Here is a 20560-nt window from a genome sequence, read left to right on the forward strand (position 1 = left end):
ACGGGCGTCAGGCGCGCCAGAGCGGGCGGCTGCGCCAGACCCGGGCCAGCGGCAGGACGTCGACGCCCCGCTCCCGCAGGTCGCGCCAGGCCAGCCGCCGCGTGCGCACGATCATCACCACCCCGAACCCCCAGACCAGGTACTGCAGGCCGAAGGCCGCGCGGAAGTCGCCCAGCGCCGGCACGGCGTCGCCCGCCAGCAGGTCGAGCACCACCCCGATGCCCAGGATCGTCAGCAGCGACGCCGTGAAGCCGCCGGTGTTCACCACGCCCGTCGCCGTCCCGAGGCGGTCGGGGGGGTTGTAGGTCCGCGCGAAGTCGAAGCCGACCATCGAGCCCGGCCCGTTGACCGACAGGACGAGGACGAGCACGGCCACGAGCCCCAGGGGCGCCTCGCCCGGCCAGGCGAGGACGACCGTCCACGCCAGCGCCGTCGTCCCGATGATGCCGAGCACGAGGTAGGAGCGCCGGAGCGGGTGCAGCGCCGTGAGCCGGCCGACCACCGGCCCGGTGGCGATGCCGCCCGCCACGAGCAGCGTCAGCATCGCGCCGGCCTCGACGGGGGTGAGCCCGAGCCCCTGGACCATGAACGGGTAGCCCCACAGCAGCGCGAAGACCATGCCGGAGAACTGCGACGTGAAGTGGCACCAGAACCCCAGCCGCGTGCCCGGCTCGCGCCACGCGCCGACCAGGTCGCCGCGCACCTCCGCGGGCGCCCGGCGGCGGCGGACGACGGCGACGTCCGGCGGCGCGTCCCGCAGGACGACGAGGACGAGGACCGCGACGAGCGCGCCGACCCCCGCGGCGCCGCCGAAGGCGACCGACCAGCCCGGCCCCGCGAGCACCGCGGCGAGGGGGATGGCCGACAGGACCTGCCCGAGCTGGCCGAGGATGCCCGTCACCTGGGTGAGGACGGGCACCCTGCTGGCCGCGAACCAGGCGGGCACCAGCCGCAGGACGCTGATGAAGGTCATGGCGTCGCCGAGCCCGACGAGCACGCGGCCCGCGAAGGCGCCCGGCACGTCCGTGACGACGGCGAGCACCGCCTGCCCGGCCACCATGGCCGTGGCCCCGGCGACGAGCAGGCGCTTGGTGCCGAACCGGTCGACGAGCACGCCGACGGGCACCTGCATGCCGGCGTAGACCACCAGCTGCACGACGGCGAAGACCGACAGGACGGCCGTGCCGGTCGAGAAGCGCTCCAGCGCAGCGGGTCCGGCGACGCCGAGGGACGTGCGGTTGAACACGGCGATGACGTAGGCCAGGACGCCCACGCTCCAGACCACGTAGGCGCGGGCCCGGGTGCGGCGCGGGGACGGGGTCGAGGCCCCGGCGCCCGCGGGGGCCGCGGTCGCGGGTCCGGCGCCCGCGGGGGCCGCGGTCACGGGTCCGGCGCCCGCGGGGCCGGGGCGGCTCACCGGACGCCCCGGAGCACGTCGCCCGCCCCGCGGACGTGCTCGGCCGCCAGCCGCGCGAAGGCCTCGGCGTCCCCCGCGGCGAGGGCGTCGCGCAGCGCGGCGTGCTCGCGGACGGCGCGGTCCTGCCGGGCCGTCCCCATGTCCATGCTGGCCACGCCCATGCACAGCTGCCGGTCGCGCAGGGAGGCGTACAGGCGTGAGAGCACGGCGTTGCCGGCGGCGTCCACGAGCGTCTCGTGGAAGGCGCGGTCGGCCTCGACGAGCGCCGCGGCGTGACCCTCGGCGCGGGCGGCGCGCATGGCCGCGAGGTGCTCGTCCAGCAGCGGCAGGACGCGCTCGCGGTCCTCGACCGCGCGCGGCGCGGCCCACCGCTCGACCAGCTCGCGGGCCTCCAGCACGTCGCGGGCCTCGGTGTCGCTCACGGCCAGGACGAGCGCGCCGCGCTTGGGGAAGAGCTGGACCAGCCGCTCGGCCTGCAGCTGCAGCAGCGCCTCGCGGACCGGGGTGCGGCTGACGCCGGTGCGCTCGGCCAGCTCGCCCTCGGTGACGAGGGTGCCGCCGGGGTAGGTGCGGTCCAGGATCCCGGCCTTGAGGTGGGCGTAGACCCGCTGGGAGGCCGGCGCGGGAGGGGCGTCGGGAGGAGAGGTGGGACACATGATGCATCTATGGTGCCCGCCACGACCGGGTGACGGCGCGCGCGTCCACCCGGCGGACGCCGCGGCGGGCACTACCGTCCCGGGCCGTGACCGTCGTCGGCTTCCACGCCTCCCACGAGCAGATCCCGCCCAGCCGACTCCTGCGCGACGTCGTGCGGGCCGAGGAGGTCGGCTTCAGCGCGGCCATGTGCTCCGACCACATCACCCCGTGGAGCAGCGACCAGGGGCAGTCGGGGTTCGCCTGGAGCTGGCTGGGCGCCGCCCTGACGAGCACGAGCCTGACCTTCGGCGTCGTCCACGCGCCGGGGCAGCGCTACCACCCGGCGATCAGCGCCCAGATGGTCGCGACGCTGGCCGAGATGTTCCCGCAGCGCTTCTGGGCCGCCCTGGGCACGGGCCAGCTCATGAACGAGCACGTCACCGGGACCCCGTGGCCGACCAAGGACGAGCGCGACGCGCGCCTGGCCGAGACGGTCGACGTCGTGCGCCGCCTGCTCGCCGGCGAGGAGGTCACCCACCGGGGCCGGGTCGACGTCGACCGCGCGCGGGTCTGGAGCCGCCCGCCGGTCGAGGCCGCCCCCGCGCTGCTCGCCGCCGCCATCAGCGCCCGCACCGCCGCGTGGGCGGGCAGCTGGGCCGACGGGCTCATCACCGTCAACTCCTCCCCCGAGGTGCTGCGCGAGGTCTCCGGCGCCTACCGCGACGCCGGCGGCCGCGGCCCGCTGTGCCTGCAGGTGCACGTCGCCTGGGCGCCGAGCCGCGACGAGGCGCTCGCCCTCGCCCACCACCAGTGGCGCACCAACGTCTTCGGCTCGCAGGTGCTCTCCGAGCTGGCCACCCCCGCCCAGTTCGACGACGTCGGCCGCCAGGTCACGCCCGCCGGCGTCGACGGGCCGGTCGTCGTCGAGCACGACATGGGCCGCCTCGCCGAGCGCCTGCACGAGATGGTCGACGTCGGCTTCGACCGCGTCTACCTGCACTTCGTGGGGCAGGACCAGGACGCCTGGCTCGACGCCGCCGGGCGCGACCTCCTGCCGCAGCTCGGCGTCACCGCGCCGGAGCCGCTCGTGGGGACCACCGGGCCGGGCACGACGGCCGGCGCGCTGGCGGAGCGGACGCCGCGCCCCCTCGCCGCCGCCCTCGAGGGGGCGGGGGCGTGAGGCTCACCACGACCGCCGACGAGTGGTGGACGACGAGCGTCGGGTACTGCCTCGACGTCGAGCGCTTCGCCGACTCCAGCGGGGACGGGCACGGGGACCTCGTCGGCCTCGGCCAGCACCTGGACCACCTCAGCCGCCTCGGCGTGGGGTTCGTCTGGCTGCAGCCCTTCTACCCCTCGCCCGAGGGCGACGACGGCTACGACATCACCGACTACTACGCCGTCGACCCCGAGACCGGCAGCCTCGGGGACTTCGTCGAGGTCGTGCGCGCCTGCCGCGAGCGCGGGATGCGCGTGCTCGTCGACCTCGTCGTCAACCACACGTCCGCCGAGCACCCGTGGTTCCAGGACGCGCGGTCCAGCCGCTCCTCGCGCTACCGGGACTGGTACGTGTGGCGCGACGAGCCGGACCCCGCGGACGAGGGCGCGCAGAACGTCTTCCCCGACGCCGAGGACTCCATCTGGTCCTACGACGAGACGGCCGGCCAGCACTACCGGCACCGCTTCTACAGCTCCCAGCCCGACCTGAACACCTCGAACGAGGAGGTCCGCGACGAGATCCTGCGGATCATGGGGTTCTGGCTCCAGCTCGGCGTGGCGGGCTTCCGCGTCGACGCCGTGCCGTTCTTCGTGGAGACGGCCAGCCGCACCGGTGACGCCGACGACGCCGGCGACCCGGACGGCACGGGGCCCGAGGACGCCGGCCAGGGCGGCGAGCACTCCGAGCACCTCGACGAGTCGATGCGGATGCTCGACGTCATGCGGACCTTCCTCGCCCGCCGCAGCAGCGAGGCCCTCATGCTCGGCGAGGTCAACCTGCCCTACGAGCAGCAGGCGGACTTCTTCGGCGGCATCGGCGACCGCATGACGATCAACTTCGACTTCACGCTCAACCAGTCGATGTACCTGGCGCTCGCGCGCGGGACCTCCGAGCCGCTGCGGCGCACGCTCGCCTCGCGCCCGGTGCTCCCCGACGGCAAGTCCTTCGGGGTCTTCGCGCGCAACCACGACGAGCTCACCCTCGACCAGCTCTCCGAGGACGAGCGGGCCGAGGTCCTCGCCGCCTTCGGCCCCCGGGAGGACCAGCAGCTGTTCGGGCGGGGGCTGCGCCTGCGCCTGCCCACCATCCTCGACGGCGACCGGGCGCGGATGGAGATGGTCTACGCGCTGGTCTTCTCGGTCCCCGGCGTCCCCGTCCTCTACTACGGCGAGGAGGTCGGCCAGGGCGAGGACCTCTCGGTGCCCGGCCGCGTCGCCGTCCGGACGCCGCTGCGCTGGGACCGCGACGCCCCCACCGGCGTCGCCGCGCAGGAGGCCGACCCCGGCTCGCTCCTGCACGCGATGCGCCGCCTCGTGGCCTGCTACCGCTCCCGCCCCGAGCTCGGCCCGGGCGTGCTGCAGCTGCTCGACGTCGGCGACGAGCGGGTGCTCGCCTCGGCGAGCACGTGGCGGGGGCGCACCACCGCGGCGCTGCACAACCTCGCCGACGCGGAGGTGGAGGTCCGCCTGCCCGGCGACGTCCTCGACGGCGACGTCGTCGACCTCTTCTCCGGCGAGCCCGTCGAGGTGCCCGCCGACGGGCTCGCGCTGACGCTCCCCCGCTACGGCTACCGCTGGCTCGGCGACGGGGCCTGAGCGCACCGGGAGGACCGGCGCGGGGATGATGCGCGCGTGGACGCCTCCGCCGCCCCGGCCGCCCGCCTCGGCCACGACCTCGCGACGGCCGCGCTGGTGCTCGCCGTGGCCGTCGACCCGTTCACCGGGCTCCGCCGGCGCGCGGGCTTCGCCGAGCTCGTGGTCCACCAGCAGCGCGCCGACGCGGTGATGCGCCGGGCGGGGCCGGTCCCGTCCGTGGCCTCGGCGGTCGCCGGGCTCGGGGCCTCGGCGGTCGTGGTGCGCCGGGAGCCCGCGGAGGCGGCGCTGCGGTCGGCGTCGGTGCTGGCCGTCGCCGCCGCGGTGGTGCTCACCGTCCGGGTCCACGTCCCGATCAACGAGCAGCTGCGCACCTGGAGCCCCGAGGTCGAGGTGCCCGGCTGGCGCGAGACGTGGGGCGCCTGGGAGCGCGCGCACGTCGCGCGCCGGGCCCTCACGGCCCTGGCGGGCACCCTGGTCGTCGCGGCGGCCGCCGTGCCGACCGGCGGCGGTCGTCGTGGGTCGCCCTGGGCGGCGCGGCAGCAGCAGCCCCGGAGGACCGCGTCGACGGCGTCCGCGTGACCGGCTCGCTGCCGCGAGCGGTGCTCCGCCCCGCGCACGCGGTTGCCGCCCCTCGAGGACTCCGTGAGGGTGGGCGGCTCGAGGGGGTGGTCACGTGGTGACGAGGTGTGGCTGTGGTCGTACGTGGGCGTCATGGCGCTGGGCGCCGTGGTGTTCGGGGTGTGGGCGCGGAACCCGCTCGGCGTCCCCCGCGTCGAGTACGTCGTCGCGGCCGCGATCCCCGTCTGGTCCGGCACCTGGTACGCCGTGATGGCGCTCGGCGGCGGGCAGACCGAGGTCGCGGGCCAGACGACGTACTGGGCCCGCTACGTCGACTGGGTCGTCACCACGCCGCTCCTGCTGGTGGCCCTCGCGCTGACCGCGACCCACGCGCTGCCGCGGTTCCCGCGGCGCCTGGTCGCCGCCCTCGTCGCCGCCGACGTGGTCATGATCACGGCGGGGGCGCTGGCGGACCTCGCCGAGGCCGCCGCGTGGCGCTACGCGCTGCACGGCCTCGGCTGGCTGGGTCTGGTGGCGGTGCTGGCGCTCGTCTGGGGACCGCTGCGGCGCCTCGCCGAGCAGCAGCCCCCCGCCATGGCGGCGGCCTTCCGCCGGGTGGCGCTGCTGCTCAGCCTGCTGTGGCTGGGGTACCCGCTGGTCTGGCTCCTCGGCCCGTCCGGCCTCGGCCTGGTCGGCCAGACCACCGACACCGCGCTGTTCGTCCTGCTCCCCGCGGTGTCCAAGGTCGTGTGGAGCGTCGTCGACCTGACGGAGCTGCGGACCCTCTCCCGCCGCGGCGAGCTCCGCGTCGCCTGAGCTGCCCCCGATCCCGCCCCGTCGCCGCCCGCGGGGGCGGCGACGGGCGGGGGTCACGGCGCGTCGCTGCCGCGCTGGCGCTCCTGCTCGACGAGCGCCTCGAGGTCCTTGAGGCGGTGCCGGCCCTGCAGCGCGCGCCCCATCCGGAAGTTGCCCTCGAGCCGCTCGGCGTTGCGGTCGAGGAACCACCAGTAGCCGGCCGTGAAGGGGCACGCGTCCTCCCCGACCCGGACGGTGGGCTTGTAGCGGCAGGGCTTGCAGTGGTCGCTCATCCGGTTGATGTACGCCCCGCCCGAGGCGTAGGGCTTGGTGGCCATGAGGCCGCCGTCGGCGTGCTGGCTCATGCCGATGACGTTGGCCGCCATCACCCAGTCGTAGCCGTCGACGAAGCTGCGCTGGAACCACGCCATCAGCTCCGCCGGGTCCCAGCCGCGCTGGAGGGCGTAGTTGCCCAGCACCATCAGGCGCGGGATGTGGTGGACCCACCCGCGGTCGCGGACCCCGCGCAGGGCGGAGGAGAGGCAGCGCGCCTCGACGGCGTCGGCGTCCAGTTCCCAGAACCACTGCGGGATCGGCTCGTGCGCGGCGAGCGCGTTGCGCTGCGTGTAGTCCGCCCCGGCGTACCAGTAGACGTGCCAGATGTAGTCGCGCCAGCCGATGATCTGGCGCACGTAGCCCTCCACCGACGCCAGCGGCGCGTCGCCGGCGCGGTGGGCGTCCTCGGCCCGCTCGACGCACTCCAGCGGGTCGAGCAGCCCGAGGTTCATGGGCGCGGACAGCATCGAGTGCGCCATCCACTCGTCGCGCTCGAGGATCGCGTCCTCGTGCGGGCCGAAGGCCGGCAGGCGGTGGTCGACGAAGTCGTCGAGCGCCGCGAGCGCCTCGGCCCGCGAGGCCGCGAAGGTGCGGGGGCCGTCGCGGCCGACGAAGGAGACGTCGCCGTCGGCCTCCCAGCGGTCGAGGTCGGCGCGCACCTCCTCGTCGATCTCGTCCTCGACGGGCAGCCAGACGCCCGGCAGCCCGAGCGTCTCGGCGCCCTTCGGCGGGGGCTCGCGGTTCTCGTGGTCGAGGTTCCACGTGCCGCCGACGGGCTCGGCGCCGTCCATGAGGACGCCGTGCGCGCGGCGGGCGCGGCGGTAGAAGTCCTCCATGAGCAGCTGCTTGGTGCCGTCGGCCCAGCGGCGGAAGTCCTGCCGGCTCGTCGCGTAGCCCCGGTCGGGCAGCACCTCGACGGCGGGCAGGTCGCCCGAGCCGTCGAGGGAGCGCACGAGGTCCTCGGCCTGGCGCGACGTGGGCGAGCAGACGCTGAGCGGCAGCGCCGTCCGCGGCAGCCTCGCCAGGCCCTCGGCGTAGGTGTCGGTGCGGTAGTAGGTGCAGCGGTCCCCCAGCTCCGCGGCGCGGTGGCGCATCGCCGACAGGATCAGGTGGGCCTTCTGCCGGTGGAAGCGGCGGCGGGTGAACACCTTCCGCGACTCGATGAGGAGGACCGGCTGCTCGCCGTCGTCGCCCGGGTTCTCGACGTCGCCCAGGAAGTGCGGGCCGAGCTGGTCGCCGAAGAGCCAGCGGGTCGGCCCGGGTGCTGTCGCCATGGACGAATGCTCAGCCAGAACAGGCCCGCACGCCCGCCGGTCGCGCCGCCAGGTCCAGCCCTCCCCACCCCGCACTCCGTCGTCAGATCCCCGGGGAGGGGCCTCTCCTCCCGCACTCTGTCGGCAGATCGCGCGGGAGGGGCCCCTCCTCCCGCACTCTGTCGGCAGATCGCCGTCGTGGACGCTTGCGGTCGGCACAGAGTCGACGAAGTGCGGGGGTGGGGGGAGCCGCCGCGGTGCCGGGTGGAGCGCTCGCGCGTCTCGCGGTGGCCGCTGCGCACGTCGACGCCGGTCGAGTCCGACGTCCGTCATGATCCCTCGGCCAGGATGCTGCGGATCGTCGGACTCGAGCCGCCCGCGTGCGATCGCGGCATACTCCAAGATCTCCGGGCTGGGGTGCGCGGACGCCGCCTGGACGCTGGAGATCGACCTCGACGCCCGCTTCGCGTCCTCGGGCGCCGGCACCGACGGCGCCCGTCCGAGCGACCCCCTGGAGGGCACGATGAGCACGACCGCCGACCACCGCACCGCCGGGTGCTGCGACGCCGCCCACGACGAGCTGCAGGTCCCCTTCTGGATCCCCATGGCCTGCTTCGGGCTGGGCGCCGTGTGGGCCCTCGCGGGAGTGGCGGTCGGGTGGGCGGTGACGCGAGGCCGCTGACCCGCGAGCTCCCGGACGCCGGGGCTGCCGGACGCCGGGGCCGGTCCGGCTCAGCCCTGGACGTCCAGGCGGACGTCGTCAGCGCCTCGCGCGACGCCGACGCGGCGGGCCTCGTCCTCGAGCGCCGCGCGCACGGCGGCCGACAGGTCACCGACCGCCGTGACGGTGATGTCGTCGCGCCGCCCGCTCGCACGACGCGAGCCGGCCTTCGCTCGCCAGGTCCCCACGACCTCGGGGCCGGCGAGGACGACGCCCGGGTTGCCGAGGATCCGCCACACGTCCTTGCGCAGCGCGGTGTCCGGGACCGTCACCTCCCGGTCGCGCGACTGCAGCCACGGGTCGCCCGGCGGCAGGAGGCGCACGGACGCCGCCGCGCGCTCCTCGACCGCCGGGTCCTCCAGCAGCGCCACGACCGAGGGCGTCGCCAGCGCCCGCCGGCCGTCGACCTCGACCGGCACGAGGTCCTCGGGCAGCGCCGGGCGCAGCGCACGGACCGAGGTCCCGGCGAGCGCCGCCAGGTCGCCCGGCGAGGCCGGGCCGTGCAGGTCGAGGAGCCGGCGCAGGTGGGCGGTCGCCGCGGCGGCGTCCGGGCCGTCGCCCTCCGGCCAGTCGTCGAGCGACCGCAGCACGAGGGTCCGCGCCGAGGTGTCCAGCGCCAGGCCCGCCTGGAAGGCGGTCGGCTGGAAGACCAGGGAGGTCACGTGCTGGGCGTCGCACGGGCGGCACCAGTGGGTCAGCTCGGCGGGCACGCGGTCGCTCACCCCCCGGCTCAGGTCGCCCTTCGCGACCGACCCGCCGTGCTCGGCCGCCACAGCCCGCGCCGCCGCCGTCGCGAGGCGCCAGGCCTCGAGCCCGAGCGCCCGCCCGGCGGCCGCCTGGGGCGAGGTGAGCCGGGCGCGCACGTCCTCGTCGGAGCGCGGGTGCAGCGCGCGGGCCAGCGCCGGGAGGTCGCCGACCCGGTGCACGTGCGGGGCGCCGCGGGTCGCCCACACCAGCGGCAGCGGGCCGCCCGCACGCCCGACGTCGTCGAGCGGGCCGCGGGTGCGCGCCGACGCAGCCACCCGCGCGGAGCCGTACGGGGTGTCCGCGAGCCCGACGTCGAGGACGGCGAGCTCGGCGACGGCGTCGGTGCGCGCGTCGAGCTGCTGGGCCACGAGCCGAGCCGACAGCGCGCGGCGCCGGGTCACGGGCAGGGCGGGGACCGCGGGGCCAGCCACCCGGCCGACGGTAGGACGCGCGGGGCGCGCGGAGAAGGGCTCGCGCCGGGCGACCTGCAGAAGTCCCGGTGGCCCGGCGTCACCGCAGGCCAGCGCGCTGCGGTCGCCCGCACGGCGGACTTCGGCAGGTCGCCTCGCGCGACCCGCCCCGCAGCTCGCCGACGGCCCAGGTCGGCGCCGGGGGCGCGCGCACGGCGGACGTCGTGGCGGGAGAGGGACGGAGCGCCGGTCCCGGCGGCGCGTTCGCGCCACGGCGGGTCGCCGCAGGCATAGCGTCGCGGCCATGCGCTTCGGACTCTTCGTGCCCCAGGGCTGGCGGCTCGACCTCGCCGGCCTCGACCCCGCCGACCACTGGCCCGTCATGAAGACCCTGGCCCAGCGCGCGGACGCGGGCCCGTGGGAGTCGGTGTGGGTCTACGACCACATGCACACCGTCCCCGCGCCCACGCAGGACGCGACGCACGAGGCGTGGACGCTCATGGCCGCCTTCGCGGCCGTCACGCAGCGGGTGCGACTCGGCCAGATGTGCACGTGCATGGGCTACCGGAACCCCGCGCTCCTGGCGAAGGTCGCCGCCACCGTGGACGTCATCTCCGGCGGCCGGGTCGAGATGGGCATCGGCGCCGGCTGGTACGAGCACGAGTGGCGCGCGTACGGCTACGGCTTCCCCCGCGCCGGCGAGCGCCTCGCGATGCTCGAGGAGGGCGTCGAGGTCATGCGCCAGCTGTGGACCGAGGGCGTCGCCACCCTCGACGGCGAGCACTACCAGGTGGACGGCGCCATCTGCCGCCCGCTGCCGCTGCAGGACGGCGGCATCCCGTTCTGGGTCGCCGGTGGCGGCGAGAAGAAGACGCTCCGCACGGCCGCGCGGTACGCGCAGTACACGAACTTCGACGGCTCGGCCGAGGGCTTCGCCCACAAGTCGTCCGTCCTCGAGGGCCACTGCCGCGACCTCGGGCGCGACTACGGGGAGATCACCCGCTCGGCGAACTACAACGTGGTCATCGGGCGCGACGAGGCCGAGGTCGAGGAGCGGCTGGCGCAGGTCCGCGCCCGGGTGGCCGCCGTCCTGCCCGAGAAGGCGGACGAGGTCGTCGAGGGCCTGCGGAGCGGACCCGCCGTGGGCACGCCCGAGCAGGTCGTCGAGGCCCTGCGCGAGGTCGGCGACCTCGGGATGACCTACGCCATCACCTACTTCGCCGAGGCGGCCTACGACACCTCGGGCCTCGAGCTCTTCGAGCGCGAGGTCGTCCCCGCCCTCGCCTGAAGGCGGGCCGTCGGCAGGCGAGGGCGGGCCGGCGCGCACGGCCGTCGGTACACGGGGGCGTGTACCGTCTCGGTCGTGGACACCCTCACCCCGGCCGCGGTGCTGGCCCGCTTCGGCCACGCCCTGTCCGACCCGACGCGCGCCCGGGTGCTGCTGGCCCTGCGCGACGGGTCCGGCTACCCCTCGGACCTCGCCGACGACCTGGGGGTGAGCCGCCAGTCGCTGTCCAACCACCTCAGCTGCCTGCGGGGCTGCGGGCTCGTCGTCGCCGTCCCGGAGGGCCGGCGGGTGCGCTACGAGCTCGCCGACGGCCGCCTCGGCCACGCCCTGGGAGACCTCGTCGACGCGGTCCTCGTCGCCGACGCGGCCTGCCCGCCGGGCAGCGCGAGCACCGGGGCCGCCCGCAGGACGGCCGACCGGCTCGCCACGAGCGGCGGGGTGGCGCCGTGAGCCCCGACCGCCAGCCGACCACCCCCCTCCGGCTCGAGGACGACACCTGCTGCGGCGGGGCCCGCGCGACCGCCGCGGCGGCGCGGCTGACGCCCGAGCGCACCGCCCTCCTCACCCGCCGGGTGCGCTGGGTCGTGGCCGCGACGATCACCTACAACGCCGTCGAGGCCGTGGTCGCCCTGACCGCCGGGCACCTGGCGTCGTCGTCCGCGCTCGTCGGGTTCGGCCTGGACTCGGTCGTCGAGGTCCTGTCCGCCGCGGCGGTCGCCTGGCAGTTCGCCGCCCCCGACCCCCGCACCCGCGAGCGCGCGGCGGTCCGCACCATCGCGATCGCGTTCTGGGCCCTCGCGGCCTTCGTGGCCGTCGACGCCGTCCGCACCCTGCTCGGGGACGCCGAGCCCGACCGCTCGCCCGTGGGCATCGCCCTCGCGGCGGCCAGCCTCGCCGTGATGCCGTTCCTCAGCTGGTTCGAGCGCCGCACCGGGCGGGAGCTCGGCTCGGCCTCGGCCGTCGCCGACTCCAAGCAGACGCTGCTCTGCACGTACCTGTCGGCGGTGCTGCTCGTGGGCCTCGTCCTCAACGCGACGCTCGGGTGGTCGTGGGCGGACCCGCTCGCCGCCCTCGTCATCGCCGGCCTCGCCGCCCGCGAGGGGCTCGAGGCGTGGAGGGGCGACACGTGCTGCACGCCGGTCGTCGCCCTCGCGGCACCGGCTGCGGACGAGGCGGCGCACCGCGGGAGCCAGGACGCCTGCTGCTCCCCCGCGACCAGCGGTGCGGCGCAGCACGACGACGCCGACGGCTGCTGCTCGTCCGGGCGCTGATCCCTCCCACCGCGCGGACCTCACCACGCCGTGTGGCGGCCGCGCGCGCGTGGCACGCTCGTCCTCGCGGGGCGCTGCCCCGCTGACACCGCGAGGAGATGCCGTGCCCACTGTCGTCGTCGCCGTGGTCGGGGGGTTCATGACCCTCGCCGGGATCGCGCTGCTGGTCCTGCCCGGGCCGGGCATGATCCTCGTGGCGGCCGGCCTGGCCGTGCTGGCGACGCGCTTCGCCTGGGCCAAGCGGCCGCTGGGCTTCGCCCGCACCCGCGCCGAGGCGGGCATGCGCCAGGTGGCCAACCGCCGCAGGGCCACCCTGGTCGCGCTGGGGTCGGCCGCGGTGTCGCTCGCCATCGGGGTCCTCGCCCTCCGCGGTGTCGACCTGCCGTACATGACGGGGCTGACGGGTGCGCTCATGGCCGCCAGCGGTCTCTTCCTCGTCGTCACGGTCCTGTGGGCGCGGCACGCGGGGAACCGCAAGCCCGTCTGACGCGGCCGGCCGGGGCAGGCGCTCCGGACGCCCGGACGCCCGGGCGCCGGGGCTGGCGTGCCCGGGCCGCCGGTCGGAGCATGGGGCGATGAGCGAGACCACGGACCTGCAGCGCTTCGTCGACGCCCAGGACAGCGGCGGCACCTACGAGCAGGCGCTCGCCGAGCTGCGCGCCGGCCGCAAGCAGGGGCACTGGATCTGGTTCGTGCTCCCCCAGGTGGCCGGCCTCGGCCGCTCGGGCACGGCGCAGCACTACGCCCTCGCCGGGCTCGCGGACGCGCGCGCCTACCTCGCCCACCCCGTGCTCGGACCCCGGCTCCGCGAGTGCGCCCGGGCGCTGGCGGACCTGCCCGGCAGCGACCCCACCGCCGTGCTGGGGAGCGTGGACGCCCTCAAGGTGCGCTCGTCGATGACGCTGTTCGCCCGTGCCGCCGACGCCTCCGGGGAGGACGCCGAGGTGTTCCGCGCCGTGCTCGCGCAGTACTACGGGGGCGAGGAGGACGAGGCGACCACGTCCCGCCTCTGAGGCGCGCACCCGCAGGTCACCCCGGCCGAGGGGCGCACCCGGTGACGCACGGTGCCCGGCGTAGCCTCGCGTCGTGGACCAGGGGCACGAGCGGGCGCTGCAGCGGCTGCGCGCCGCGCTCGTCGCCGCGCTCCTCCTCGCCCTCGCCGCGGGCGCCCACGTCCTCGGCGGCGGCGACCTCCCGGACCCGCTGCTCCTGGCCCTGACGGGCGCCCTGGTCCTCGCGGGCGCCTCCGTCCTCGGCCGGCGGCGGCTGCGGCACCGGACCCTCCTGCCCGTCCTCGGGCTGGGCCAGGTGCTCCTGCACTCGGCCTTCGCGGCCCTCGCCGTCCCGGCGCAGGCGCAGGCACCGACCCAGGCCGCCTCGCACGGGCACGGGCTCGTGGTCCCGCTGGGGCCCGGCCCGGTCGACGCCGCGGTCGAGGCCGCCTCGACCGGCATGGTGCTGGCCCACGTGCTCGCGACGCTCGTCACCGCGCTCGCCGCCGTGTCAGCCGACCGCGCCTGGGCCGTCGCCGTCGCCTGGCTCACCCGCTCCTTCCCCGCGCTGCTCGTCCTCCTCGCCGGTGTCGTCGACGGCCCGGCCCCGAGCGCCCGCCGCACGCGCGCCGTGCGCACTGCGCTGCCGCGCGCCGTCGTGCTCAGCACGCGGCCGCGGCGCGGCCCGCCGGCGCTCGCGCCGGCCGTCTGACCTCTTCTCGCTCCTCGTCCCCCGGCGACGCCTCGCCCTCGGGCGGTCCTGCTCGCCGGCACCCCGCGCACGGGGAGGACGAAGTCCGCGACCGGCGTCCGCGCACGCCGCTGACCTGCGCAGACGCTGCGCGACGAGGACTTCGTCCTCCCCTGCAGCAGCCGCTCCCGCTCTGCCGGGGCCTCCTGCGCCCCTGGCGCGGACCCCGGACACCTCGCCGACGCCCTCGGGCGCCGCACCCCCGCCTCGCCGCCGGCCCCGCCGGCCGCTGCACCTCCTGGAGGACCGATGACCACCGCTCCCCGCACCAGCCCCACCCACCTCGCCCGCTCCAGCGCCACGGGTCTGCTCGTCGGCGCCCTCGTCCTCGGGCCCGCGCTGGCCGCCTCGGCCCACGTGCGCGTGAGCGCTGACGACCCGGCGGCCGGCGGGTACGGCGTCCTGACCTTCCGGGTGCCGAACGAGTCCGACACCGCGGGCACCGTGTCGCTCGCGGTCGACCTGCCGACCGACACCCCCCTGACCTCGGTGAGCGTCGAGCCCGTCCCCGGCTGGACCGCCGAGGTCGTCCGGGGCGAGCTCCCGGACCCGGTGGCGGTGGAGGGCGGGGAGATCACCGAGGCGCCGCTGTCGGTGACCTGGACCGCCGACGAGGGCGTGCAGATCGGGCCTGGCGAGTTCCAGCGGTTCACCGTCTCGGCGGGCCCGCTGCCCGAGGAGGGGACCGACGTCGTCCTGCCGGCGACGCAGACCTACTCCGACGGCGAGGTCGTCGCCTGGGACGAGCCGGCCGTCGAGGGCGAGGACGAGCCGCAGGCGCCCGCCCCCGTCGTCACCACCACCGCTGCGGCCGGTGGGGACGCGGCGCACGCCGGTCACGGAGCGGCGGCGGAGACCGACGCGACGCCGGACACCAGCGCGGCGGCGTCCGGCGCCCAGGGCGCCGACACCACCGCTCGCTGGCTCGCCGGCGGCGGGCTGGCGCTCGGTCTGCTCGCGCTCGTCGTCGCCGTCTCGGCGCGGACCTCGCGCGGTCGGGTGGCACGGTGAGGCGGGACCGGCCGTCGCGCCGACCCGCACGCCCGACCACCCCGTCCGCGGGCCGCCCGGTGACGAACGACTGCACGAGCGTCCTCCCGCTCCCCGCGCCCTCCCCCGCCGCGGGTGCCGCCCCGCGTCCCTCGACCTCAGGAGCCTCCGTGACCACCGCCCGACCGACCGCTCCCGCCGCGCCCTCCCCCCGCGACCCTCGGGGACGCGGCGCCCGTGCGGCGCTCGTCACCACGGGCGCCCTGGCGGGCGTCCTGCTCGCCGCGCTGCCGGCGTCGGCGCACGACCGCCTGGTGAGCTCCGACCCGGAGAGCGGCGCCGTCCTCACCGGGGTCCCGGCGGAGGCCGTGCTGACCTTCTCCTCCGAGGTGCAGGAGCTCGGCACCGTCCTCGAGGTGCACGACGACGCCGGCGGGCTGGTCAGCGACGCCGAGACCCAGGTGGAGGGCCGCGACGTCGTCATCGCCGTGCCCGCCGACCTGGGCGCCGGCGACTACGAGGTCGTCTACCGGGTGACGTCCTCCGACGGCCACCCGATCAGCGGCCAGGTGCCCTTCACGCTCGACGTCGCGGCGCCGGCGCCGACCAGCCCGACCACGACGGCGCCCGCTCCCCCGGCTGAGCCCGCGCCGACGACGAGCGCCCCCGCGGCGCCGCCCTCGTCGGACGTCGTCGACGGGTCCGACGCGGCGACCACGTCGGCGGAGGCGGACGGCGGCGTCCCGTGGACGGCCGTCGGCGTCGTCGCGGCGCTCGTCGTCCTGGCGGGGATCGCCGGCGCCGTGCTCTCCCGCCGCCGGCCCCGCACGCGCTGAGACCGGGCGGCCGCGCCGCACCGACGGGAAGCAGACGACGACGGCCCGACCACCTGGCAGGTGGTCGGGCCGTCGTCGCGTGCGCTCAGAGCCGGTGCGGGGTCAGTCCCAGCTGAGGCCGCCGCCGGTCTGGTACTCGATGACCCGGGTCTCGAAGAAGTTCTTCTCCTTGCCCAGGTCCATCACCTCGCTCATCCACGGGAACGGGTTGTCCACCGGGGCGTAGACCGGGGCGAGCCCCAGCTGGCCGCAGCGGCGGTTGGTGATGAAGTGCATGTACTGCTCGCACAGGTCGGCGTTGAGGCCGAGCAGGCCGCGCGGCATCGTCGAGCGGCCGTAGGCGACCTCCAGCTCGCACGCCTCGGTGAGCATCTGCCGCACCTCGGCCTGGAACTCCTCGCTCCACAGGTGCGGGTTCTCGGCCTTGATCTGGTTGATCGTGTCGATGCCGAAGTTCAGGTGGATCGACTCGTCGCGCAGGATGTACTGGTACTGCTCGGCGATGCCCACCATCTTGTTGCGGCGGCCCAGCGAGAGGATCTGCGCGAAGCCGGTGTAGAACCACATGCCCTCGAAGATCACGTAGAAGGCGATGAGGTCGCGCAGGAACTGGGTGTCCGTCTCGGGGGTGCCGGTGCGGAAGTCCGGGTCCTCGAGGGCCTGGGTGTACTGCAGCGCCCAGGAGTCCTTGTCGGCGATCGAGGGCACCTCGCGGTACATGTTGAAGAGCTCGCCCTCGTCCAGGCCGAGGCTCTCGCAGATGTACTGGAAGGTGTGCGTGTGCACGGCCTCCTCGAAGGACTGGCGCAGCAGGTACTGGCGGCACTCGGGGTTGGTCAGGTGCCGGTAGACCGCGAGCACGATGTTGTTCGCCACGAGCGACTCGGCCGTCGCGAAGAAGCCGAGGTTGCGCTTGAGCATGAGCCGCTCGTCCTCGGTGAGGCCACCGGGGCTGTTCCACAGCGCGATGTCGGCCTGCATGGACACCTCGGTGGGCATCCAGTGGTTGCCGCAGCCGGCCAGGTACTTGTCCCAGGCCCACGTGTACTTCATCGGGAGCAGCTGGTTGACGTCGGCGCGGCCGTTGATCATCCGCTTCTCGGAGACCTCGACGCGGCCGCCGCTGCGGTCGAGGCTGCCGAGGCCGGTGGCCGACGCCGTCCCCGCGGACGGGTCCGGCGAGACGGCCGTCGCCGCGTCGCCCGACGTGCGTGCGCCGGGGACGAACGGGGCGGGGGGCGTGGTGGCGGGAGCGTCGTCCCAGTCGAGCGTCACTGGCAGGCCTCGCACTCGGGGTCGTCGATGGAGCACGCCGCGGGCTGCGGCGCACCAGCGGGCACGACGGCGGCGGGCGCCGTCGGGGCGGACATGACCGGCGCCACGGGGAAGGACGCCACTGCCGCGGCCGCAGGCGCACCGGTCACCGGTGCGGCTGCCACCGGTGCGGCGGGGGCCACGGCGACGGCGTTGAGCCGGCCGTCGGTGCCCTTGAGCGTCGACTTCTCGACGTGCGTGCGGCTGGAGCTGCGCAGGTAGTACGTCGTCTTGAGCCCGCTGCGCCAGGCGCTGCGGTACAGCTCGTCCAGGGTGCGGCCGTTGGGCTCGAGCACGTACAGGTTCAGCGACTGCGCCTGGTCGATCCACACCTGGCGGCGCGAGCCGGCCTTGACCAGCCACTGCGGGTCCACCTCGAAGGCGGTGGCGTACACCGCCTTCAGGTCGTCCGGCACCCGGTCCACGGCGCCGAGGCTGCCGTCGTAGTACTTCAGGTCGCTGACCATGACGTCGTCCCACAGCCCGCGCTCCTTCAGGGCGCGCACGAGCGAGGTGGACACGACGGTGAAGTCGCCGCTCATGTTCGCCTTGACGTACAGGTTGCGGTACTGCGGCTCGATCGACTGGCTGACGCCCACGATGTTGCTGATGGTCGCCGTCGGCGCGATCGCCATGATGTTGCTGTTGCGCACGCCGACCCGCTGCACGCGCTCGCGCAGCGAGGCCCAGTCCTGGCGCTCGGTGACGGGCTGGTCGAGGTCGCCGCCGCGGGCCTGCGCCACGCGGGCCACCGAGTCGTGCGGCAGCACGCCCTGGCTCCAGAGCGAGCCCGGGAAGGACTCGTAGGCGCCGCGCTCCTCGGCCAGGTCCGCCGACGCGCTGATGGCCGCGTGGCTGATGGCCTCCATGCTCGTGCCGGCGAACTCCACCGCCGCCTCGCTGGCGTACGGCAGGCCGAGCGTGAACAGCGCGTCCTGGAAGCCCATGAGCCCCAGGCCGACCGGGCGGTGCTTGCGGTTGGAGTTCTCCGCCTGCGGGATCGTGTAGAGGTTGATGTCGATGACGTCGTCGAGCATCCGGACGGCCGTCTGGACGGTGCGGCGCAGCTTCTCGACGTCGAGGCCCTCGGGCGACACGTGCTGGGCGAGGTTGACCGAGGCGAGGTTGCAGACCGCGACCTCGTCCTTGCTCGTGTTCAGCGTGATCTCGGTGCACAGGTTCGAGGAGTGCACGACGCCGGCGTGCTGCTGCGGGGAGCGCAGGTTGCAGGCGTCCTTGAACGTGATCCACGGGTGGCCGGTCTCGAAGAGCATCGTGAGCATCCGGCGCCACAGGTCCTTGGCGCGCACCGTGCGCGAGACGCTGATCCGGCCGGCGGCCGCCTCGGCCTCGTAGTGCTCGTAGCGCTCCTTGAAGGCCGTGCCGTAGAGGTCGTGCAGGTCGGGCACCTCGTCCGGCGAGAACAGCGTCCACTGCCCGTCGGCCTCGACCCTCTGGAGGAAGAGGTCCGGCACCCAGTTGGCCGTGTTCATGTCGTGCGTGCGCCGGCGGTCGTCACCGGTGTTCTTGCGCAGGTCCAGGAACTGCTCGACGTCGATGTGCCACGTCTCGAGGTAGGCGCAGACGGCGCCCTTGCGCTTGCCGCCCTGGTTGACGGCGATGGCCGTGTCGTTGGCGACCTTGAGGAACGGGACGATGCCCGAGCTCTCGCCGTTGGTGCCCTTGATGTAGGCGCCGGTGCCGCGCACGGGCGTCCAGTCGTTGCCGAGGCCGCCGGAGAACTTCGCGAGCAGGGCGTTGTCGCGGATGCCGGAGTAGATCGAGTCCAGGTCGTCGTCGACGGTCGTGAGGAAGCACGAGCTCAGCTGCGGCCGCACGGTGCCGGCGTTGAACAGCGTGGGCGTCGAGGTCATGACGTCGAAGCTGGAGAGCGCCTCGTAGAACTGGATCGCCCGCGCCTCGCGGTCGTCCTCCTCGAGCGAGAGGCCCATGGCCACGCGCAGGAAGAACGCCTGCGGCATCTCGAAGCGGACACCGCCGGTGTGCAGGAAGTAGCGGTCGTAGAGCGTCTGCAGGCCGAGGTAGGTGAAGGCCAGGTCGCGCTCGGGGTGGATCGCCGCACCCAGGCGCTCGAGGTCGAACTCGAGCAGGCGGGGGTCGAGGCGCTCGTCCGCGACGCCGTGGCGCACGTAGTCCGCGAAGTAGTCCGAGTAGCGCTCGGCCATCTGCGCCTGGCTGGCCTGCTGCGGCTCGCCGGCCAGCAGGGTCAGCACCTCGGTGCGCAGGACGTCGAGCAGGAGCCGCGCGCTGACGCGGCTGTAGTCGGGCTCGGTCTCGACCATGGAGCGCGCCGCGAGGACGGGCGCCTGGGCCAGCTCGGCGGCGGTGATGCCGTCGTAGAGGCTGCGGACCGTCTCGGCGAGCACGGCCGAGGCGTCGACGGCGGGGTCGAGGTCGGCGCACGCCTCGCCGATGACCAGGCGCAGGCGGTCGACGTCGAGCGGGGCCTGCGAGCCGTCGGGAGCCGTGACGCGCAGGTCGGGGATGCGGGCGCCACCGGGCATCTCGGGCAGCGCGAGCCCCTGCTGGTCCGGGGTCGCGGAGTCGGGGTCGGGCAGGGCGGCGGCCGCGGCGCGCAGGCGGGCGTGCTCCTCGCGGTAGAGCACGTAGGAGCGCGCCACGCGGTGCTCGCCCGAGCGCATGAGGGCGAGCTCGACCTGGTCCTGGATCTCCTCGACGTCGACGGAGCGGCCGGCGCCGTAGCGGCGCTCGAGGGCGGTGACGACCTGGCCGGTGAGGACGTCGACGAGCTCCCGGACGCGGCTGCTGCCGCCGGCGCCCTGGCCCTCGACGGCGAGGAACGTGGCGCGCATGGCGGCGGAGATCTTGGCGGGCTCGAACGCCGCGACGCCGCCGTCGCGCTTGAGGACGGCGATGCGGGCGGGCTGCCCGGCTGCGGTGGTGGGGGGTGCGGCGGCGGGCACCGGCCGCTCGGCGGTCTGGGTCATCGAGCTGTCTCCTCACGAGCCGTGTGTCCGGCGCTGCGGGGAGGAGTGCCGACGACGGCGCGCACGGGGGCGCGCCTGCGTCGCCACGAGCCCACCCACGAGGCTCCGGACGGCGCGCACCGGCCGGCGCGCGCACCGGAGGCAGGTCTTCGGACTCGCGGGCGCGGGTGCTCGCGCACCCACCTACCGGCCGTCGCTTCCCGGGCTCCCGCCCAGTGCTGCACCCGGCGCCCGGCTCTCGTCGGGCACCGGTGACGGCTCTCGTTCCCGCTCACCGCTGCGGGGCAGTCCCGGACTCCCACCGGGTTCCCTCTTGCCCCGGCCTTCCCTCGTCACGCGGACTCGGGGGGCCGGACCTCCAGCAGCGCTGACACTACATGCGGGGGGCCGGTGGCGCGAAGGCCCCCAGATGTCGTGTCGGCGTGTCGCCCGTCGTCCACAGGCGGTCCCCCCTCCGAGGAC

At 75.7% G+C, this 20560-nt stretch carries 19 protein-coding genes and 1 riboswitch; of the genes, 13 read left to right on the forward strand and 6 right to left on the reverse strand.

Annotation, left to right across the window (positions count from 1 at the left end):
• Nucleotides 1-7: 7 nt before the first annotated feature.
• Nucleotides 8-1417, reverse strand: a complete 1410-nt coding sequence (locus Q0848_RS06230) for a nitrate/nitrite transporter (protein WP_299036105.1) — start codon at nucleotides 1415-1417, stop codon at nucleotides 8-10.
• Nucleotides 1414-2073 carry a GntR family transcriptional regulator gene (locus Q0848_RS06235; protein WP_299036107.1) on the reverse strand — a complete coding sequence of 220 codons (660 nt, stop codon included), beginning with the start codon at nucleotides 2071-2073 and terminating at the stop codon, nucleotides 1414-1416. The genes Q0848_RS06230 and Q0848_RS06235 overlap by 4 nt, the downstream gene beginning before the upstream one ends.
• Nucleotides 2074-2159: 86 nt before the next feature.
• Between Q0848_RS06235 and Q0848_RS06240 the strand changes: the two genes are divergently transcribed.
• The 4 genes from Q0848_RS06240 to Q0848_RS06255 all read left to right on the forward strand — a co-directional run bounded on the left by Q0848_RS06240 (nucleotide 2160) and on the right by Q0848_RS06255 (nucleotide 6241).
• Nucleotides 2160-3233 (forward strand): TIGR03885 family FMN-dependent LLM class oxidoreductase, encoded by a 1074-nt coding sequence (locus Q0848_RS06240; protein WP_299036109.1) that lies wholly within the window; start codon nucleotides 2160-2162, stop codon nucleotides 3231-3233.
• Nucleotides 3230-4867: an alpha-amylase family glycosyl hydrolase gene (locus Q0848_RS06245; RefSeq protein WP_299036111.1), complete on the forward strand. Its 1638-nt coding sequence runs from the start codon at nucleotides 3230-3232 to the stop codon at nucleotides 4865-4867. The genes Q0848_RS06240 and Q0848_RS06245 overlap by 4 nt, the downstream gene beginning before the upstream one ends.
• 36 nt (nucleotides 4868-4903) lie before the next feature.
• Nucleotides 4904-5446 (forward strand): anthrone oxygenase family protein, encoded by a 543-nt coding sequence (locus Q0848_RS06250; protein WP_299036113.1) that lies wholly within the window; start codon nucleotides 4904-4906, stop codon nucleotides 5444-5446.
• Between the two features lie 105 nt (nucleotides 5447-5551).
• Nucleotides 5552-6241, forward strand: a complete 690-nt coding sequence (locus Q0848_RS06255; protein WP_299036115.1) for a bacteriorhodopsin — start codon at nucleotides 5552-5554, stop codon at nucleotides 6239-6241.
• A 53-nt stretch (nucleotides 6242-6294) separates the two neighbouring features.
• Here the strand turns inward: Q0848_RS06255 and Q0848_RS06260 are convergent, their stop codons facing one another.
• Complete coding sequence (locus tag Q0848_RS06260; RefSeq protein ID WP_299036117.1) at nucleotides 6295-7830, reverse strand: cryptochrome/photolyase family protein; 1536 nt, start codon at nucleotides 7828-7830, stop codon at nucleotides 6295-6297.
• A gap of 502 nt (nucleotides 7831-8332) precedes the next feature.
• Here Q0848_RS06260 and Q0848_RS06265 point away from each other — a divergent pair.
• Nucleotides 8333-8491: a hypothetical protein gene (locus Q0848_RS06265; RefSeq protein ID WP_299036119.1), complete on the forward strand. Its 159-nt coding sequence runs from the start codon at nucleotides 8333-8335 to the stop codon at nucleotides 8489-8491.
• Nucleotides 8492-8541: 50 nt separating this feature from the next.
• Here the strand turns inward: Q0848_RS06265 and Q0848_RS06270 are convergent, their stop codons facing one another.
• Complete coding sequence (locus Q0848_RS06270) at nucleotides 8542-9708, reverse strand: DNA glycosylase AlkZ-like family protein (RefSeq protein ID WP_299036121.1); 1167 nt, start codon at nucleotides 9706-9708, stop codon at nucleotides 8542-8544.
• 283 nt (nucleotides 9709-9991) lie between these two features.
• Between Q0848_RS06270 and Q0848_RS06275 the strand changes: the two genes are divergently transcribed.
• The 8 genes from Q0848_RS06275 (at nucleotide 9992) to Q0848_RS06310 (ending at nucleotide 15815) form a co-directional block, all read left to right on the forward strand.
• Nucleotides 9992-10975, forward strand: a complete 984-nt coding sequence (locus Q0848_RS06275; protein WP_299036123.1) for an LLM class F420-dependent oxidoreductase — start codon at nucleotides 9992-9994, stop codon at nucleotides 10973-10975.
• Nucleotides 10976-11050: 75 nt separating this feature from the next.
• Nucleotides 11051-11425 (forward strand): helix-turn-helix transcriptional regulator, encoded by a 375-nt coding sequence (locus tag Q0848_RS06280; RefSeq protein WP_299036124.1) that lies wholly within the window; start codon nucleotides 11051-11053, stop codon nucleotides 11423-11425.
• Between the two features lie 86 nt (nucleotides 11426-11511).
• Entirely contained in the window at nucleotides 11512-12246 is a 735-nt protein-coding gene (locus Q0848_RS06285) for a cation transporter (protein WP_366146455.1), read from the forward strand.
• 103 nt (nucleotides 12247-12349) lie between these two features.
• Nucleotides 12350-12733 carry a PGPGW domain-containing protein gene (locus Q0848_RS06290; RefSeq protein WP_299036128.1) on the forward strand — a complete coding sequence of 128 codons (384 nt, stop codon included), beginning with the start codon at nucleotides 12350-12352 and terminating at the stop codon, nucleotides 12731-12733.
• Between the two features lie 88 nt (nucleotides 12734-12821).
• Complete coding sequence (locus tag Q0848_RS06295; protein ID WP_299036130.1) at nucleotides 12822-13259, forward strand: DUF1810 domain-containing protein; 438 nt, start codon at nucleotides 12822-12824, stop codon at nucleotides 13257-13259.
• Between the two features lie 73 nt (nucleotides 13260-13332).
• Nucleotides 13333-13950 (forward strand): hypothetical protein, encoded by a 618-nt coding sequence (locus tag Q0848_RS06300; RefSeq protein ID WP_299036132.1) that lies wholly within the window; start codon nucleotides 13333-13335, stop codon nucleotides 13948-13950.
• 288 nt (nucleotides 13951-14238) lie between these two features.
• Nucleotides 14239-15000 carry a YcnI family protein gene (locus Q0848_RS06305; protein WP_299036133.1) on the forward strand — a complete coding sequence of 254 codons (762 nt, stop codon included), beginning with the start codon at nucleotides 14239-14241 and terminating at the stop codon, nucleotides 14998-15000.
• A gap of 149 nt (nucleotides 15001-15149) precedes the next feature.
• Nucleotides 15150-15815 (forward strand): copper resistance CopC family protein, encoded by a 666-nt coding sequence (locus tag Q0848_RS06310; protein WP_299036135.1) that lies wholly within the window; start codon nucleotides 15150-15152, stop codon nucleotides 15813-15815.
• Nucleotides 15816-15917: 102 nt separating this feature from the next.
• On the opposite strand, the gene Q0848_RS06315 is transcribed toward Q0848_RS06310, so the two are convergent.
• Complete coding sequence (locus tag Q0848_RS06315; RefSeq protein WP_299036137.1) at nucleotides 15918-17090, reverse strand: ribonucleotide-diphosphate reductase subunit beta; 1173 nt, start codon at nucleotides 17088-17090, stop codon at nucleotides 15918-15920.
• Nucleotides 17087-20098, reverse strand: coding sequence for a ribonucleoside-diphosphate reductase subunit alpha (locus tag Q0848_RS06320; RefSeq protein WP_299036139.1), 3012 nt, complete (start codon nucleotides 20096-20098; stop codon nucleotides 17087-17089). The genes Q0848_RS06315 and Q0848_RS06320 overlap by 4 nt, the downstream gene beginning before the upstream one ends.
• 143 nt (nucleotides 20099-20241) lie before the next feature.
• Nucleotides 20242-20413: riboswitch (cobalamin riboswitch) on the reverse strand.
• Nucleotides 20414-20560 lie beyond the last annotated feature (147 nt).

It is taken from the genome of uncultured Pseudokineococcus sp. (assembly GCF_947495735.1).
Classification (GTDB): Bacteria; Actinomycetota; Actinomycetes; order Actinomycetales; family Quadrisphaeraceae; genus Pseudokineococcus.